The sequence below is a fragment of the Paenibacillus sp. FSL W8-0194 genome, from assembly GCF_037969745.1.
In the GTDB taxonomy this organism is placed as follows: Bacteria; Bacillota; Bacilli; order Paenibacillales; family Paenibacillaceae; genus Paenibacillus_AQ; species Paenibacillus_AQ cookii.
The window spans coordinates 4075899-4091180 of the sequence record NZ_CP150205.1; the positions used below are offsets into that span (position 1 = coordinate 4075899).

Here is a 15282-nt window from a genome sequence, read left to right on the forward strand (position 1 = left end):
CTTATGCACCATCAAAAACAACAACCCGCTGTTCCTAAGACAGCAGGTTGAACGTATGGATGATGTTCGCCTTGACGACAGGCTTTCCGGAAGCCGGTGCCTAGTCTTCTTGCGAGTCGTTCTTGCGGCATCCCGCCATCACCCGTTTGACTTCTTCGAGCAGCTGCTTCATCTCATCCATGTCGGGGCGGCCGTCTTGGCTGGACCAGATCCGGTTGAACCGTTCTTGGAATTCCATCGCCTCGTTGACGAGATGATAAAAATACAGCTGGTGAATCAAGGTCAGCACCTGGGACGTCACGTTGGAATCGTCCTCGAATTTTTTCTGCGCCTCCAATATTTCTTCGCGGATGCCCGACATTTCATTATCCAGAATAGCCGCCGCTTCCGCCGTTTTCTGCAGGCGTCTGCGCACGTCCTCCGGCAGCATTTCGCGGTACTTGTAACTTAAAGAATGCTCGATCGTCGCCCAAAAGTTCATCGCAAGCGTCCTGATTTGGATCTCGGCAAGCACCTTTTTCTGTCCAAGCGCCGTTTGCACGGGATATTCCACGATCATATGAAAACTGCGGTAGCCGCTTTCTTTGTAATTGGTAATGTAATCTTTTTCGTATAAGAGCTTCAGGTCCTTGCGGTTGCGGATATATTCGGCCACGCGCCGGATATCCTCCACGAACTGGCACATGATGCGAATCCCGGCGATATCCTCGATGCCGGTCTCCAGCTGGTCCATCGGGACGTTCAGCCGCTTCGCCTTCTCCAAGATGCTGGAAATCCGTTTGACGCGTCCCGTCACGAACTCGATCGGCGCATATTCTTCGCGTTTTTTGAGTTCGGCGCGCATCGTTTTGAATTTCACTTTCAGTTCCTCAACGGCTTGCTCATACGGTAGCAAAAATAATCCCCAATCCCTGCCGTCCATTCACATGCCTCCTGTCTGTCACCCTCAGCGATGGTCCGCTCCTACGGCTTCGGAAATATGCGAAAATCCGTCACGGCGCAGAAGCTCCCTGAGTCCGGCATGCAGCCGGCGGTTCACTTCGGGCCCTTCGTATATAAGAGCTGTATATATTTCGACCAGGCTGGCTCCGGCCCGGATCTTTTCGTACGCATCCTCCGCGCTGAAAATGCCTCCCGATCCGATAATCGGCAGCTTGCCGGCCGTCTGTCTGTAGACGCGCGAAACCACTTCCGTGGAACGCGCGCGGAGAGGTCTGCCGCTGATTCCCCCGGTTTCCTTTTTGTTCGGATGGGTCAACCCGTCCCGCCCGATCGTCGTGTTTGTGGCGATAATGCCGGAAATCCCGCTCGCGGAAAGGGCGTCCACCATCATCTCGAGCTCCTCGTTGGTGACGTCCGGAGCGATTTTGACGAGAATCGGTTTGGATTTGCCGTGCTTTTGCGCCTGCAGACGCATCTCTTCCATAATATGCGCCATCAGCGAGGAAAGCTCGCTGCCATACTGCAAATTCCGCAAATCAGGCGTGTTCGGCGAGCTGATGTTCACGACGAAAAAATCGCCGTACGGATACAGCGTCCGAAGACAAGCCTGATAATCCTTGTACGCTTCCTCGTTGGGAGTCACCTTGTTTTTGCCGATATTGACGGCGACCGGAACGGGCCTTGTTTTCAGCCGGGACAGTCTGCCCGCCATCGCTTCCGCCCCTTCGTTGTTGAACCCCATCCGGTTCAGCAGCGCCTCGTCCGGAGGCAGGCGGAACAAGCGGGGCCGATCGTTGCCGGGTTGCCCTTTCGGCGTGACCGTCCCCACCTCCATGAATCCGAATCCGATGGAAGAGAACCCTTCCACTGCTGCCGCGTTTTTATCCAGCCCCGCCGCCAATCCTACCGGTGTGGGAAAGTGAAGTCCGAACAAATCGACCGCCAGATCAGGCGTTTCGGTTACGCCGTACATGCTTCTCAAAAAACCGGAGCCTCCCGGGAAGGAACCGGCCGTATGTAATCCTCCGATCACCAAATGGTGCGCTTTTTCCGGGTCCATCTTAAAAAAAATCGGTTTTGCCACGTTTCGGTACAGCACCAGTTACTCTTCCTCTCCATCCGCAAGTTTTTTCTCTACTCTCCAGTTTATCCTTTTCCGGGGTAAAAGAAAAGTTTTTTGCCTTCTTTCTTCCGCCGCCTCTCCCCTTGTCCCGCTGGTTTTTTGGGGATAAACCCATTACAATTGAGGTGTCCACCGAAAATCGATAGAAAGAGGGTAGAACGGTATGGCAACCAAACGCAAGCCTCCGACACTTCGGCAAAAAAAAGAAGAAGTGAACAGAAAGGCGATATTTTGGTCCGGCCTTAGTTTATTGCTTCTCATTCTGCTGATCGTCGTGCTGATTGTTTGGAACACCTGATTTACAGCCAGTGGTACGTTTTACGGGGGTTTGTCTGATCCTGCTCCCGCTTCGTGCGGAACTTCTCCTGCGGAGCGAGCAGTTCGTCGGGCAGGCCCCCTTTGCTAATGATGACCGGCGTCCCCATCGGCACCAGGTCGAACAATTCCTCCGCATCGGCTCTGCTCATCCGTATGCAACCCTGGGATTCGTCCTTTCCGACGCTATCCGGCTCGTTTGTGCCGTGGATGGCGTAATTGGTGTCCGAAAGCTGCATCCCCCTGCTGCCGAATTCCCCGTCGTCGCGTCCATTCGGATTCATCACTTTGTCCGTGATCGCAAACCGGCCCTCAGGCGTCCGTTCGCCCCCGAGTCCGACCTTATAATTCCGCAGCATAACGTTTCCGCTCACAACGGCCAGGCGGTGATTCTGCTTGTCCACGAGAATGGTCAACGGGTCGTCGAAATAAGGCCCGCCTCCCCATGTATCGGCGAAAGGCCCTTTTCCCGCGGCCCCGCCGCCTTTTGCGGCGTCCGAAGAATCCTGCTTCTGTCCCGCCGCTTCCGCCCGCGCCCGCTGCACTAGAGGCAGGAACGCTTCCTTCATCCCTTCCGTCGTCCCGGAAATCCAGTTGTCCGGAAACGGGCGCACCAAATCCTCCAGCTTTTCGGGGTATTGGCCCGTTTGGCTTTGATAGGCCCGAATCGCGCTGTTCAACAGCGCCAGCTCCTCCTGCTTCTCCGTCCAGGCGGACGCGGCTTTGGCCAGCTTGTCCCCATCCTCCGGGCGGCAGCTGCACGTTTTCGGATCGTATGACTGGTAAGCGACCGCTCCCGAACCTTTGTTTTCCAGCGTATATCCGACCGGCAGCCGGCGCTTCCACGCCAGCCAGTTCCCCTGTTTTTTCATTTCCAGGACGGCCAGCCGGCTTCCAAGCAGCTTGGGGTGGGCTAACGGCCCCGGCGCGATCGGCGTCACGCCTTTTTCCAAACCGCCTTCCTTAACGGCCGTAAACATGACCGCCCCTTCCTCCGTCACCGGCTCCTGGCCGCCTCCTTGCGGGTCAGCCTGCGCCTGCTCCTTACCGGCAGCCGGATCGGGCCGATGAACGGCCGGCGCTTCTTGCGCCTTCCGATGCTGGCTTGGCGCATCCACCGAGGGGACCAAAGCGAGCAGCAAAACCATGACGGCCACCAGCAAGCGGCGCAGCCGAACGGAACGCCGTTCCCTTTCCTCGGCCTGCTGCAGCAGCCTTTGCTCGTATTCCTTCCATATATCGGATGGCATTTTGCTCGTTTCGAACGCTTCATAGATGCCGCCGGACCGGTTAAAACAGTAATTCGCCTTGCCCAGCTGCCCTTCTTTTTCGTACTCCTTGCCCAGCAAATACCATCCCATTTTGTTATCCGGGTGCATCTGGACGTATTTTTTCAAATAAAGTGAATTTCTCACGGGGTCCTCCATCCCTCACAACGTCTTTTCTATATATATCGGGTCGGGGCGTCAAAAAAAACACCCCCTTCCCGGACGGATCGGAAAGGGGGTGCCGCAGCAGCTTCCTCCTGCGCTTATTTCTCGACAGGGACGCGAAAAGGGCTGTCCGCTACCTTAATGGAATCGGTCGGACATCCGTCCGCCGCATCCTGCATATCGTCGAATAGGTCCTCCGGAATATCGGTCATGCCTTCATTGCCGTCTCCGCCGAAGACAACCTCGGCGAGACCTTCGTCATCGTAATCGAAAATGTCCGGCGCCGTAGCCCCGCATGCCCCGCAGGAAATGCATGTATCTTTGTCTACCCAGCAGTATTTCGCCATGATTTCTTGAGAGCCTCCTCTTTCAAACGTCAAACGCGAGCGTTTCAAGTTGGCCTGATGCGGCCGCCAGACCTATCTTAATCCACCTTGGGCAAAATGCCAATGATCAATGTCGCTTTCGCTGCCGGATATTTGATGAATATCGATGGGAATCAAGGAAGATCCAGCCCGTCTTTGCCTACGAAATCCATTTGAAGCGAAGTTCCCCGCACCTTATGGTTGCGCAGCAGCACCGACGGATCGTCCCCCAGCATGCCGGCCGTGACCACGGCGTTTTCGCCGAATTTGTTGCGGAGCATATCCATCGTTTGCGTCAGCATTTCTTTTTTCGGCTGTTTTTCATATTCGAAAAGGTCCAGCTGGATCGCGGCTTCGCTTTTCGGCGTCAAGTGCTGCAGCGTAATGCCGAGCAGCCGCACCGGCTTATCCCAGCTCCAGTGCTCCGCGTACAGGCGCCGGGCTTCATCGTAGATGTCGCCGGCGTTCTCCGTCGGCGTGTCCAGCATGCGGCTGCGGGTGATCGTTTTCATGTCCGGGGTCCGGATCGTGATTTGGACGCCCCCTGCGACAAGCCCCTGCCGCCTCAGCCGGCGCGCGACCTGGTCGCTGATGTTGAGCAGCACCCTATGGACGTCCTCACGTTCCTGAATGTCGGCCGGCAGCGTGGTCGTATGCCCGATCGACTTATTGGGCTCGCGTTCCTCCAGCACGGGCGAATGGTCAATGCCGTTTGCCGCCTGCTTCATCCACGCGCCCATCACGCCGAACGTGCGGATCAGCGCCTCTTCGTCAGTTTTGGCCAATTGCCCGATCGTATGGATCCCGATTTTGCGCAGCTTTTCGGCCGTTTTGCCGCCGATGCCGAACAATTCGCCGCAGGGCTTGTTCCAGAGCAGGCGCGGGACGTCGCGAATGCGCAGCACGGAAATGCCGCGCGGCTTTTTCATGTCGGATGCCATTTTGGCCAGCAGCTTGTTCGGAGCGATGCCCACCGAGCACGGCAGGCCGAGCTCCTCGTCGATCCGCCTTTGAATTTCCTCCGCGATCTGCTGCGGCGTGCCGAACTGCCTCGAACCGGTAATGTCGAGGTAACATTCGTCGATCGATGTCGCCTGCATCAGCGGCGTGTAGGAGTAGGCGATTTTCATGAACGCTTTCGAATATTTGCGGTATAAATGGAAGTCCGGTTTGATGAGGATCAGCTCCGGACATTGCTTCAGCGCGCGGTTGACGTGCATGCCGGTCGAAATGCCCCTCCGCCTTGCCGCATAGGAGCAGGTGACGATGATGCCTTTGCGCAGCTCGATGCTCCCGGCCACCGCCGTCGGTTTGCCGCGGTACTTGTCCGGCTCCTCCGCCTCATGGACCGAGCAGTAAAAAGCGTTCATATCCACATGCAAAATGACCCTTCCGTTCGTTGGATAATAAGCGTCTACGTCCCTATTCATGAGCCTTCTCACCTTCGAAAATTTCGTTACGTTCAGCATAACGTTCCCCCGGCAACAGGTCAAGAATGGGGAACACGCGAAAAACACGGAATTCTTTGTTACATTCCCGCGTAAAAATGCTATAATAATTTACTATATATGTGGATCGTTAGATTCCCGCTAAAACCAAAAACGAATTCATAAGACTTCCAAAGGAGGACGCTTTCATGTCAAAGTCCATATCCATCTTCGACACAACCCTGCGCGACGGCACTCAAGGAGAAGGGGTCAGCTTGTCGGCGGACGACAAACTCAAAATTGCCAAAAAGCTCGATGAACTTGGTGTTTCATATATTGAAGGCGGGATTCCGGGAAGCAACAGCAAGGACATCGAATTTTTCAAACGGGTGGGGCAGCTCGGCCTCAACGCCAAAATCACCGCCTTCGGCAGCACGCGGCGCAAGGACAGCATCGCCGATCAGGACGCGAACTTGAACCGGATCATCGAGTCCGGCGCCCAGGCGGCCACGCTTGTCGGGAAATCATGGGATTTCCATGTGCATACCGCGCTGCAAACGACGCTGGAAGAAAATCTGGCGATGATTTACGATTCGGTTGCTTATTTAAAGCGTAAAGGGCTGGAGGTCATTTTTGACGCGGAGCATTTTTTCGACGGCTACAAAAACAACCCCGAATACGCCGTCGCCGTGCTCAAAAAAGCGAAAGAGGCCGGCGCGGATTGGCTCGTCATGTGCGATACCAACGGCGGCACGCTGCCGCATGAAATCGGAAGCATCGTTGCCGCGTTCCATGCAAGCGTGCCGGATGCGAATCTCGGCATCCACACCCATAACGACTGCGAGCTGGCCGTCGCCAATACGCTTAGCGCCGTCCAGGCCGGCGCCCGCCAGGTGCAGGGCACGATCAACGGTTACGGCGAGCGCTGCGGCAACGCCAACCTGTGCTCGATCATCCCGAACCTGCAGCTCAAGCTCGGATATGAGTGCATCGGCGAGGAGCGCCTGAAGCAGCTGACGAACACCGCCCGTTACGTCAGCGAAATCGCCAACGTCAACATGCCGGTGAACCAGCCGTACGTCGGAAACGCTGCCTTCGCCCATAAAGGGGGCATCCACGTGTCCGCGATTCTCCGGGACTCCAGGACATACGAGCACATCGTTCCCGAATGGGTGGGCAACAAGCAGCGCGTCCTCGTATCCGACCTGGCAGGGCAAAGCAACATCGTTTCGAAGGCGCAGGATATGGGGCTCGACTTTGACCCGGCGAACGAACAGTCGCGCAAAGTAATCGACAAAATCAAGGATTTGGAGCACCAAGGTTATACCTTCGAAGCCGCCGACGCCTCCCTGGAGCTGCTGCTGCGCGAAGCCGGCGGGGAAATGAAGGAGCTTTTCGCCTTCGAATCCTTTAAAATGCTCGTCGAAAAAACGGCAGGACAGCCGGTCGTGTCCGAAGCCTTCGTGAAGCTGAACGTGGCCGGCAACAACGTATACACCGCCGCCGAAGGCAACGGTCCGGTCAACGCGCTGGACAACGCCTTGCGGAAAGCGCTCGTCCAATACTTCCCGGCGATCAAAGAGATGCATCTGTCCGACTATAAAGTCCGCGTGCTGGACGAAAAGGACGCCACGGCGGCCAAAGTCCGCGTGCTGATCGAATCGAGGGACATCAACAACTCGTGGAATACCGTCGGCGTATCGGGCAACGTCATCGAAGCGAGCTGGGAGGCGCTCGTCGACAGTATGCGGTATGCGCTTCTCGGGCAAGCCTTGAACGAACGGGATGCGCAGGAATCGCCTGCCTCGGAGCAGCGGGGACTTGTCAATCATTAAGACGGCAGCACGGCAAAAAAACCTCGGACGTCCGCATAGGGCACCGAGGTTTTTTGGTATGGCGGCCGGCAAGGCCTGTCTGCATGTCAGGAGTTGATGAGTTTTTTTACCTTTTTCTCCAGATCCTTTTGCGGCAAAATGCCGAGCACGACTTCCTGCACGACCCCGCGCTTGTCGATCAGCACGTTCGTTGGGAAAACAACCCCTTTATACTGCTTTTCGTAAATGTCGGCTTTGAGGTCGAACATGACCGGGAATTGCACCCCGTATTTATCGACGAACTTCTGCGCGTTTTTTTTGTTGTCGTATTTGGTCACGTTCACGCCGTAAACGGCCAGGCTGTCCTTGTATTTCTCGGCAATGGCGTTCAGCTCGGGCGCTTCCTGCTTGCACGGCTCGCACCAGGACGCCCAAAAATTCAGCAAAATCGCTTTATCCTGGGTTCCGCCCACATGATACTCCTTGCCGTCCAGTCCTTGGGCGGTGAATGCGGGAGCAAGCAGCCCGGCTTCGGGCCCCGTCTCGGTAGGCATCGTTTTTTGATGCTGGAACGCCGCCTGAATGCCGGGTCCCGCATTTTGGTAAAGCGCGATGCCGATTAAGACGATGACGCCAAGAAGAATATATAGATTACGCTTCATGGATGTCTTCGTTCCTTTTCGTATTGTAGTGGCTATTCTGTATTGTACCCTCTTTTCATCGGAACTTACAAATAGTTTGCAGAAAATGGCCAAAAAACGAAAAACGTCGGACTTCCGTCAAAAAAAATACCTCTGCTTCCATTGAGCAGAGGCCATCGAGAGGGGAGAACTACGGTTGGCAGATCCTCATACGGTCCGGCGGGAAATCCGGCTCAATGCCTCGTGCGGAAGGCAAATCGCCGAACACCTTGTTTCCGGACTGCCATATGAAACCTGCGGCGTGTTGCGGGGTAAAGCTGCAGCGGGCGGCATGCGAATCGACGCCTTTGCCCCGATTCGCAACGTAGCGCCTGACCCGCTGCACCGTTTCGTCCTGGACCCGGCGGAATGGACGCGGGAATGCTTGCGGGGCGGCGGCCTGATCGGCCTGTTCCACTCCCACCCTTCCTCGCCGCCCGTTCCTTCCGATGAAGATCTGCGGCAGCTGCCTTTATTCGCGGGCATGCTCAGCGCGTACCTCATCGGCAGTCCCGCAAAAACGGGCGGCGAAATCGAACTAAACGGTTATATGATCGAAAAAGGAAAAAACGGATTATATCATTTGATTCCTGCGGACGTCACGCATGGCTGAGACATGCGTACAGGTCGCCGAGCGTCTCCGCCTTGCGGTTTTCCGCAATGTCCCGCAGATAGGAAACCCACAGCTTGGCCGTCATCCTCGCGTCTTCCAGCGCATGATGCCTGCCTTCAACCGGAATGCCTTTTTCCGAAAGCAGCGCATCCAGCGAATAGCTCGGAAGGCCGGGGCCGAGCCAACGGGCGATCATCATCGTATCCAGGACCCGGTGGCCGAGATTCACCTTGGACGTCTTCCACAAGGCCGCGTTCAGGAACGCTTTGTCATGCCCGCTGGCATGGGCGACCAGCACCCGGTCCCCGACGAAATGCATAAAGTCGTGCAGGCCTTCGATCAACGGCGGAGCCTGGTCGATCATCGGCTGCGTTATACCCGTGAGCTCCGTAATTTGCGGAGGGACCGGCCGCTTGGCTTTCACCAGCGTATAAAACGGCTCCTCTTCCACGATATGCTGGCCGTCGGCCTTCAAAGCGCCGATGGACAAAATTTCATCGCCCTGTTGGACGTTGAACCCGGTCGTCTCCAAATCGAAAATGACCGTCTTCAGTTTATGCAAAGGAGTATGCAGCATTTCCGGGCGGCGTTGTTCCCTCATCAGCGAGCGGATAAAAGCCATCTGCTGGGCGGAGGCGCCCCCCATGACGGAAGCGATCGCGGACGGGACGCCGCCTTGGCGCAGCAAACTCCAAAACCCCCCGTTTCCGCGTTCCGGAGCCTTCATAGTCTCCCCTTCTCCGCAAAACGCAGCCTTCTTTGCAGCGCCCGGTGCGTGCGCCTGACCGTCGTCAGGCTTTCCCTCAGCTTATACAGAAGAGGTTTTTGCTTCAGCTCGGTCTGCGGCAAATAACCGCTGCTGGAGTACACGCCGTTCCGGAGCGTATATGTCGCCGATGCGCGGAGCGTCAATGCGGTCAAAAAAGCGCGCTGGCAATTTTCAAACAGAAGGTTTCCGCCGTCCAGCAGGGTCAGCTTTTCCAGCCGTTTCAACGTCGAGGTTTCATGGACCCCTTCCTGCAGCGCCATATAGCGGATGCTGTTGACGAGCGGTATATACACCCCGTATTTGACGTCGAATTCGCCGGCATGTTCGCCGAAACGTTCGGTCACCACCTGACCGAGAATGTTCAGCGTCGCTTTGTGCCTCACCGTATTCCGCAAAATGGCGGTCGCCGTTTCCGGCGATTCGTTCAAGCCATGGGCAAAACAACTTTTCCAGGCAGCCGCCAGCGACGGGTCGCCGGCGATCCAGCGCAGATCCGACGCGATCATCAGGTTGCGCACGTTCTCCCAGCTGAGATCCCGATGCCAGCCAGCCAGCCGATGTCTCCATTGCCCAAGCGTTTGGTTCCAGGCCGGCTCGGAGCACATAACCTTTCCCTTGCATTTCTCATATCCCGCATATTCCAGCAGATCGGACAGACGGCGCCCGAAAGCGGCGAAATACTTGTCCTTATGTCCACTGGCTTCGTCGCTGACGATCAGCCCGTTATCCTGGTCGCTCCAAGGCGTGGATTCCCGGCGGCCGGAGCTGCCGAACACGACCAAAGCATACGGAACCGGAGGCGGGCCGTAACCCGCTTCCTTCAGTTCCTTCTCGCACACCGCAGCCGCCCTGGCGGCCACCTCGTCATGCATGTCGTTCACAAGCGCCGTCCAGGCTGCAATCGGCATTTCCGCATATAAATATTCGATCCGGGACTGGCAAGCCCGCCTGCCTTCCCGAAGCTGCTCGCGCGTATCCGCATGCCTGATGAGCTCCAAATCCGGTTCATGTTTCGCGTTTTTCACCGGCTCCATACCCGATACCTCCCTGTCAAGCCGTCATGCTGCACTCGTCGACGAAACGCTGCGTCCTCGCCTGCTTTTTTCGGATTATAAGGAATCGCCGGTCCCTACCGCCGGTTTGGAGACGGAAGGCATCTCGGAAGCGGATTTTCCCGCCTCGGCGCCGGCGATGAGCTTCATTTGCTCCGGATACCCGTAGGCGCCGTGTTCGCTGATGTCCAGCCCCATCATTTCTTCTTCCTCCGTGACGCGGATTCCCATCGTCGCTTTCATGATGCCGACGATCACAAACGAGATGACGAACACGAATACAAAGGCGCCGAGCACGCCCAGCAGCTGTACGCCCAGCTGCCCGAATCCTCCTCCGTAGAACAGCCCCGGTTTGCCGACCCCGGTTTTTTCCACGAGTTCCGGCGTCGCAAACAATCCTGTGGAGATCGCCCCCCAAATGCCGGCAATGCCGTGAACGGAAAAAGCATAGATCGGATCGTCGATGCCCGCTCTTTCAAACCACTGCGCCGTAAAGAAGGTGACGATGCCGGCGACGGCGCCGATGACAACGGCAGCCCATGCGTCGACGAACGCGCAAGCGCCCGTAATCGCCACGAGCGCGGCCAACACGCCGTTCAGCATGCTAGGAATGTCCGCTTTCCCGAATGCCGCCCATGAGATGAACAGCGCCGCGATAGCGCCCGCCGCCACCGCCAGATTGGTCGTCAGCGCGACGTATCCGAAAAAGCCGTCCATCAGTGCCGAAAGCGTGCTGCCCGGATTGAAGCCAAACCAGCCGATCCACAGAATAAACACGCCCAGAACGGAAAGCACTTGATTATGACCCGGAATGCTGTTTGGTTTGCCATCCTTATTGTATTTGCCAAGACGCGGTTTAAGCAGGTAGGTAATGACCAGCGCCGCGGTCGCCCCCGTCAAATGTACGACGGCCGAACCCGCGAAATCCTGCATGCCGAGTTGGCCGAGCCAGCCGCCGCCCCACACCCAATGGGCCACCACGGGATAAATCACGATCATGAACAACGTGCCGAATACGATATATACGCTCAGCTTGGCGCGTTCCGCCATGCCGCCGCAGGCAATCGCCAGCGAAACGGCCGCAAACGACAGCTGGAACAAAAACTTCACCGATAAAGAGACCTCCGACGCCGAAAGCGCGTCAAAAGAGGAAGCCATCGAATCGCCGGTCATAAAAAACCCGGTCGTTCCGAAAAGGCTGTTGCCGTTTCCGAATCCGAGGCCAAACCCGAACGCCCAAAACACGACGATGGCGATTCCGAGGGTCAGCACCGTTTTCCCGGCAATATGGCCCGCGTTTTTCATCCGCACCGAACCGGCCTCCAGAAGGGCGAATCCCGCCTGCATAAAAAAGACGAGCATCGCGGCCATAAATACGAAAAACGTGTTCAGTCCCGTCTGAAGCACCATATTGCTTGCCCCGTCATCGGCAAATACCGTTGCCGGAAATGCCATCAGCGCAAGAAAAGCCAATCCACCGCCAAGCCACTTTTTTTTCATGTTCCCCACTCCTCTTTAATGTTAGGTTTTATAACATATTAAGAAATTATTAATCACATTATAAACAGATAAGCAGGAAATTGACAATACAATTCTCGAAAAAATAATATATGTAAAAATACATTACACGAATTGTTATATTATAAAACCGTAACGTTTGACTGTACGGTTCGTTATCATGTATCATATTTTTATCTACAGGTCATTAAAATGAGTTACATAGATTGAACGAACCGGAGCATCCTTTTTTAGAAAACCGACAAAAATGAGACGTTCATTCTATAGAGCTCGGGATACTGCAACCAATCAGCATCCGCAAACTTTTTTTCGGTGAGGTGGTTTAGATGGGGATATGAAACTTTACCGGATCGGTGAATTGGCTAAGGCCGGGGGCGTCAGCGAGCGTACGATCGACTATTATACCAAGCTGGGGTTGATCTCTCCCGAAAAGCGCACTCTTAAAAATTATCGTTTGTACAGCCATGAAACCTTGCTCCGTCTCAAACGTATTAATGAATTGAAACAAGAGAAATATACTCTGGAAGAGATTCGCCAGACGCTTGCCAAATGGGATGCCGCCCCTGAGATCCATCACGTATCCGACAGGCTTTCCCACCTGGAGCTGCAAATGCAGCAGCTGGAACGCGAGGTCAAGGAGCTCAGCCCCCTTCTCGAGAAGATGAAGCCCGGGCAAGCGCGGCGCCTGCTGCTGAATTTGCTGCCGCAGGGCGCGGCATGCATCGAGGCGATCAGGCTTTTCCTCGAACAAGGACCTACCCTTTAGCGAGGCTCTATTTTACAGGTATCGACACAAGCAGGAGGTTGTAAGATGGGAATGTATATTCTTATTATTATTGCGTTCGGTTTTTCCTTGTGGGCGCAGTTCCGGGTCCAGGGAACGTTCAGAAAATGGTCGGACGTACCGGCGGCCAGCGGCATGACCGGCTACGATGCAGCCCGGCATATGCTTGACAGCAACGGTTTGCATGATGTTCCGATCGAACCGGTGCGCGGCGCGTTATCCGACCACTACGATCCGATTCACCGCGTGGTCCGCTTATCCGAACCGGTCTACTACGAAAATTCGATTTCGGCGGTTTCGGTCGCCTGTCACGAGGTCGGACACGCCATTCAGCACAAACAGCATTATCCGATGCTCGTGCTGAGACACCGGATATTCCCGATCGTCAACTTTGCGTCGGGGATCGCTCCTTTGCTCATTATCGCCGGTTTCCTGTTCCAGTGGATGGGGCTTCTCGGGATCGGGATTATCTTCTTCTCCGTTGCCGTCGCCTTCCAGCTCATTACGCTGCCGGTCGAATTTAATGCCAGCAACCGCGCCCGCGACATTATGGTGGCCGAAGGATATATCACAAACGAAGAAGAAAGAGGCGTCGCCAAGGTGCTGAACGCCGCGGCCCTGACCTATGTGGCTGCCGCGCTGATCTCCGTGCTGGAGCTTCTGCGCTACATCTTTATTTTCGTGAACAATAACCGCGATTAACGTTATGACGCCAAAAACCCCCTGGACGGTTGCCAACCGGCCAGGGGGTTTTATGATTGTTCAGGTTATGTTTTCGGTTTATCGCAAGTTCCGGCTTGCTGCTGCAGTCCGAAGTAGCTGAGCAAAAAGGAGCGGAAGGCCTGAGCCACCCGCGGCAGCTTGTCGTCCGATCGGTGGATCAGCCCGATGGTGCGCGTCACCTTCGGCTCCGAAATCCGTACACGGGCAGGCTGGAGCGGATTCGTTTGGAATAATGCCATCTCCGGCAAAATGCTTACCCCCATGCCCGCGGCTACCAACCCCCGGATCGTGTCGGTTTCCTCGCCCTCAAACGCGATCTTCGGTGTGAATCCCGCCTCCAAGCAGGCATGCCATACGATCGGCCGCAGCGAATACCCTTTGCTGAACAGGACGAATTTATCGTCCTTGAGTTGGCTGAGCTTGATGGTCTCTTCCTTGGCCAGCGGATGGTTCGGAGGCAAAATCGCAAACAGCTCCTCCGTCAGCATAATCTCCCCTTCCACTTGGTCATGCTTCTCCGGAAACGGGGAAATGAAGGCAAGATCCACTTCCGCCGAAATGACGTCGCGGATCAAGGATGGGAACATGCCCTGCTTGAACCTGAATTTCACGTTCGGATACCGCCGCTTGAATTCGGCCACGACAGACGGAATAAGATGGATCCCCAAACTGTGCGGAAAACCGATCCGGATTTCGCCTTGCTCCGGGTCCAAAAATTCATGAACCTCGGCAACCGCCCGGTCGAGATCTTTGAGGATGCTGTCCACCCGTTTGCAAAACAGCTGTCCTACCGGCGTCAGCTGCAGGTTTCTTCCCTTTTGCATAAACAATTGAACGCCCAGCTCTTCCTCCAGCTGATGAATCTGACGGCTGACCGCAGACTGGGCCACGTGAAGCTCCTCCGAAGCCTGGGTGACATGCTCTTTCTGCGCTACCTTCAAAAAATACTGCAACTGTCTTAATTCCACCTGTTACTCGCTCCATTCTGCTTTTTACGCGGGTCCTCTTGCTATGACCTTCCATACCGTTTCTTCAAAATCCTTGCCATTAAGCCGTAAACGAAAAATCCGCCGACCAATCCGCCCAAATGCGCCATCCAGTTGATTTTCACTTGTTCCCCCGAAGCAAACGAGAAAATAATCCCGATGGCAAGCAGGGCATAAATCGTCTTGCGCGAGGATTCGTCCATCAGGTTCCGCTGCAGCAGGGCGATGTAGAGGTAGGCTCCGTACACCCCGTAAACGGCCCCTGAGGCGCCTAACGTAAGGAGCGTTTCCCCCAGACGGTTATAATGCGCCACGGACAAAATATTGCCGATCACGCCGCTGAGCAGGTATAATAGCGCATATCGCCAAGCCCCAAGCAGCCGCTCAAGCGGCGGGCAGAAGACGAGGATGGCAAAATCGTTAAACAAAAGATGCGAAAAACCTCCGTGAAGAAAAAGCGACGTTACGTATCGCCACCATTCGTTCATTCCTTCCACGTTGGTCAGCGCCCCGAATCGGATGATCGTGTTTTGATCGGAGGCCCCTCCGTTAAAGACCAGAATCAGGTACATCACAATATTCGCCACAAACAATATCGTCGTAATCGGATAATATTTCAAGTAGCTTTTCCAGTTTTCATAACGAACAAATAACATGCCGCACTTCCTTTTCTATCGCTATATCGGGACCGTCCCGGACATCGGGAACCATGTTGGCATTCGCGGCGTCGCCCGCCGG

The 15282-nt window shown here is 55.5% G+C and carries 16 protein-coding genes; 5 read left to right on the forward strand and 11 right to left on the reverse strand.

The features are described from left to right. Positions 1–100 precede the first annotated feature (100 nt). A complete protein-coding gene (locus MKY58_RS18555; protein WP_036706717.1) occupies positions 101–922 on the reverse strand; it encodes a GTP pyrophosphokinase family protein in 822 nt (273 codons plus the stop codon). Between the two features lie 24 nt (positions 923–946). Next, positions 947–2041, reverse strand: a complete 1095-nt coding sequence (locus MKY58_RS18560; protein ID WP_339321553.1) for a quinone-dependent dihydroorotate dehydrogenase — start codon at positions 2039–2041, stop codon at positions 947–949. A gap of 187 nt (positions 2042–2228) precedes the next feature. Here MKY58_RS18560 and MKY58_RS18565 point away from each other — a divergent pair, with 187 nt between their 5' ends. Next, the gene (locus tag MKY58_RS18565) at positions 2229–2363 is read left to right on the forward strand and encodes a hypothetical protein (protein WP_281422516.1); all 135 of its coding nucleotides are present in this window, start codon (positions 2229–2231) and stop codon (positions 2361–2363) included. Position 2364: 1 nt separating this feature from the next. Here MKY58_RS18565 and MKY58_RS18570 read toward each other — a convergent pair whose 3' ends face one another. The 3 genes from MKY58_RS18570 to MKY58_RS18580 all read right to left on the reverse strand — a co-directional run bounded on the left by MKY58_RS18570 (position 2365) and on the right by MKY58_RS18580 (position 5608). Next, positions 2365–3795, reverse strand: coding sequence for a L,D-transpeptidase (locus MKY58_RS18570; RefSeq protein WP_339321554.1), 1431 nt, complete (start codon positions 3793–3795; stop codon positions 2365–2367). Positions 3796–3911: 116 nt separating this feature from the next. Further along, entirely contained in the window at positions 3912–4160 is a 249-nt protein-coding gene (locus MKY58_RS18575) for a ferredoxin (RefSeq protein ID WP_339321555.1), read from the reverse strand. 152 nt (positions 4161–4312) lie between these two features. Further along, complete coding sequence (locus MKY58_RS18580; protein WP_339321556.1) at positions 4313–5608, reverse strand: DNA polymerase IV; 1296 nt, start codon at positions 5606–5608, stop codon at positions 4313–4315. A 206-nt stretch (positions 5609–5814) separates the two neighbouring features. Here MKY58_RS18580 and cimA point away from each other — a divergent pair, with 206 nt between their 5' ends. Continuing rightward, a complete protein-coding gene (gene cimA / locus MKY58_RS18585; protein WP_339321557.1) occupies positions 5815–7440 on the forward strand; it encodes a citramalate synthase in 1626 nt (541 codons plus the stop codon). 86 nt (positions 7441–7526) lie between these two features. Here the strand turns inward: cimA and MKY58_RS18590 are convergent, their stop codons facing one another. Then, on the reverse strand, positions 7527–8081 hold the full coding sequence (locus tag MKY58_RS18590) for a TlpA disulfide reductase family protein (protein ID WP_339321558.1): 555 nt from the start codon (positions 8079–8081) through the stop codon (positions 7527–7529). A 175-nt stretch (positions 8082–8256) separates the two neighbouring features. Between MKY58_RS18590 and MKY58_RS18595 the strand changes: the two genes are divergently transcribed. Then, a complete protein-coding gene (locus MKY58_RS18595; protein WP_052146768.1) occupies positions 8257–8712 on the forward strand; it encodes a Mov34/MPN/PAD-1 family protein in 456 nt (151 codons plus the stop codon). Here MKY58_RS18595 and MKY58_RS18600 read toward each other — a convergent pair. The 3 genes from MKY58_RS18600 to MKY58_RS18610 all read right to left on the reverse strand — a co-directional run bounded on the left by MKY58_RS18600 (position 8699) and on the right by MKY58_RS18610 (position 12033). Then, on the reverse strand, positions 8699–9439 hold the full coding sequence (locus MKY58_RS18600; RefSeq protein WP_339321559.1) for an exonuclease domain-containing protein: 741 nt from the start codon (positions 9437–9439) through the stop codon (positions 8699–8701). The genes MKY58_RS18595 and MKY58_RS18600 overlap by 14 nt on opposite strands. Next, positions 9436–10515: a DUF294 nucleotidyltransferase-like domain-containing protein gene (locus MKY58_RS18605; RefSeq protein WP_212951684.1), complete on the reverse strand. Its 1080-nt coding sequence runs from the start codon at positions 10513–10515 to the stop codon at positions 9436–9438. The genes MKY58_RS18600 and MKY58_RS18605 overlap by 4 nt, the downstream gene beginning before the upstream one ends. A gap of 75 nt (positions 10516–10590) precedes the next feature. After that, on the reverse strand, positions 10591–12033 hold the full coding sequence (locus MKY58_RS18610; RefSeq protein WP_339321560.1) for an ammonium transporter: 1443 nt from the start codon (positions 12031–12033) through the stop codon (positions 10591–10593). A 352-nt stretch (positions 12034–12385) separates the two neighbouring features. Here MKY58_RS18610 and MKY58_RS18615 point away from each other — a divergent pair, with 352 nt between their 5' ends. Both MKY58_RS18615 and MKY58_RS18620 read left to right on the forward strand, forming a co-directional pair. Then, positions 12386–12817 carry a MerR family transcriptional regulator gene (locus MKY58_RS18615; RefSeq protein ID WP_212951680.1) on the forward strand — a complete coding sequence of 144 codons (432 nt, stop codon included), beginning with the start codon at positions 12386–12388 and terminating at the stop codon, positions 12815–12817. A 45-nt stretch (positions 12818–12862) separates the two neighbouring features. After that, entirely contained in the window at positions 12863–13537 is a 675-nt protein-coding gene (locus MKY58_RS18620; RefSeq protein ID WP_036706702.1) for a zinc metallopeptidase, read from the forward strand. A 65-nt stretch (positions 13538–13602) separates the two neighbouring features. Here the strand turns inward: MKY58_RS18620 and MKY58_RS18625 are convergent, their stop codons facing one another. Both MKY58_RS18625 and MKY58_RS18630 read right to left on the reverse strand, forming a co-directional pair. After that, a complete protein-coding gene (locus MKY58_RS18625; RefSeq protein WP_339321561.1) occupies positions 13603–14526 on the reverse strand; it encodes a LysR family transcriptional regulator in 924 nt (307 codons plus the stop codon). 41 nt (positions 14527–14567) lie between these two features. Next, positions 14568–15200: a rhomboid family intramembrane serine protease gene (locus tag MKY58_RS18630; RefSeq protein WP_339321562.1), complete on the reverse strand. Its 633-nt coding sequence runs from the start codon at positions 15198–15200 to the stop codon at positions 14568–14570. Between the last annotated feature and the right edge of the window lie 82 nt (positions 15201–15282).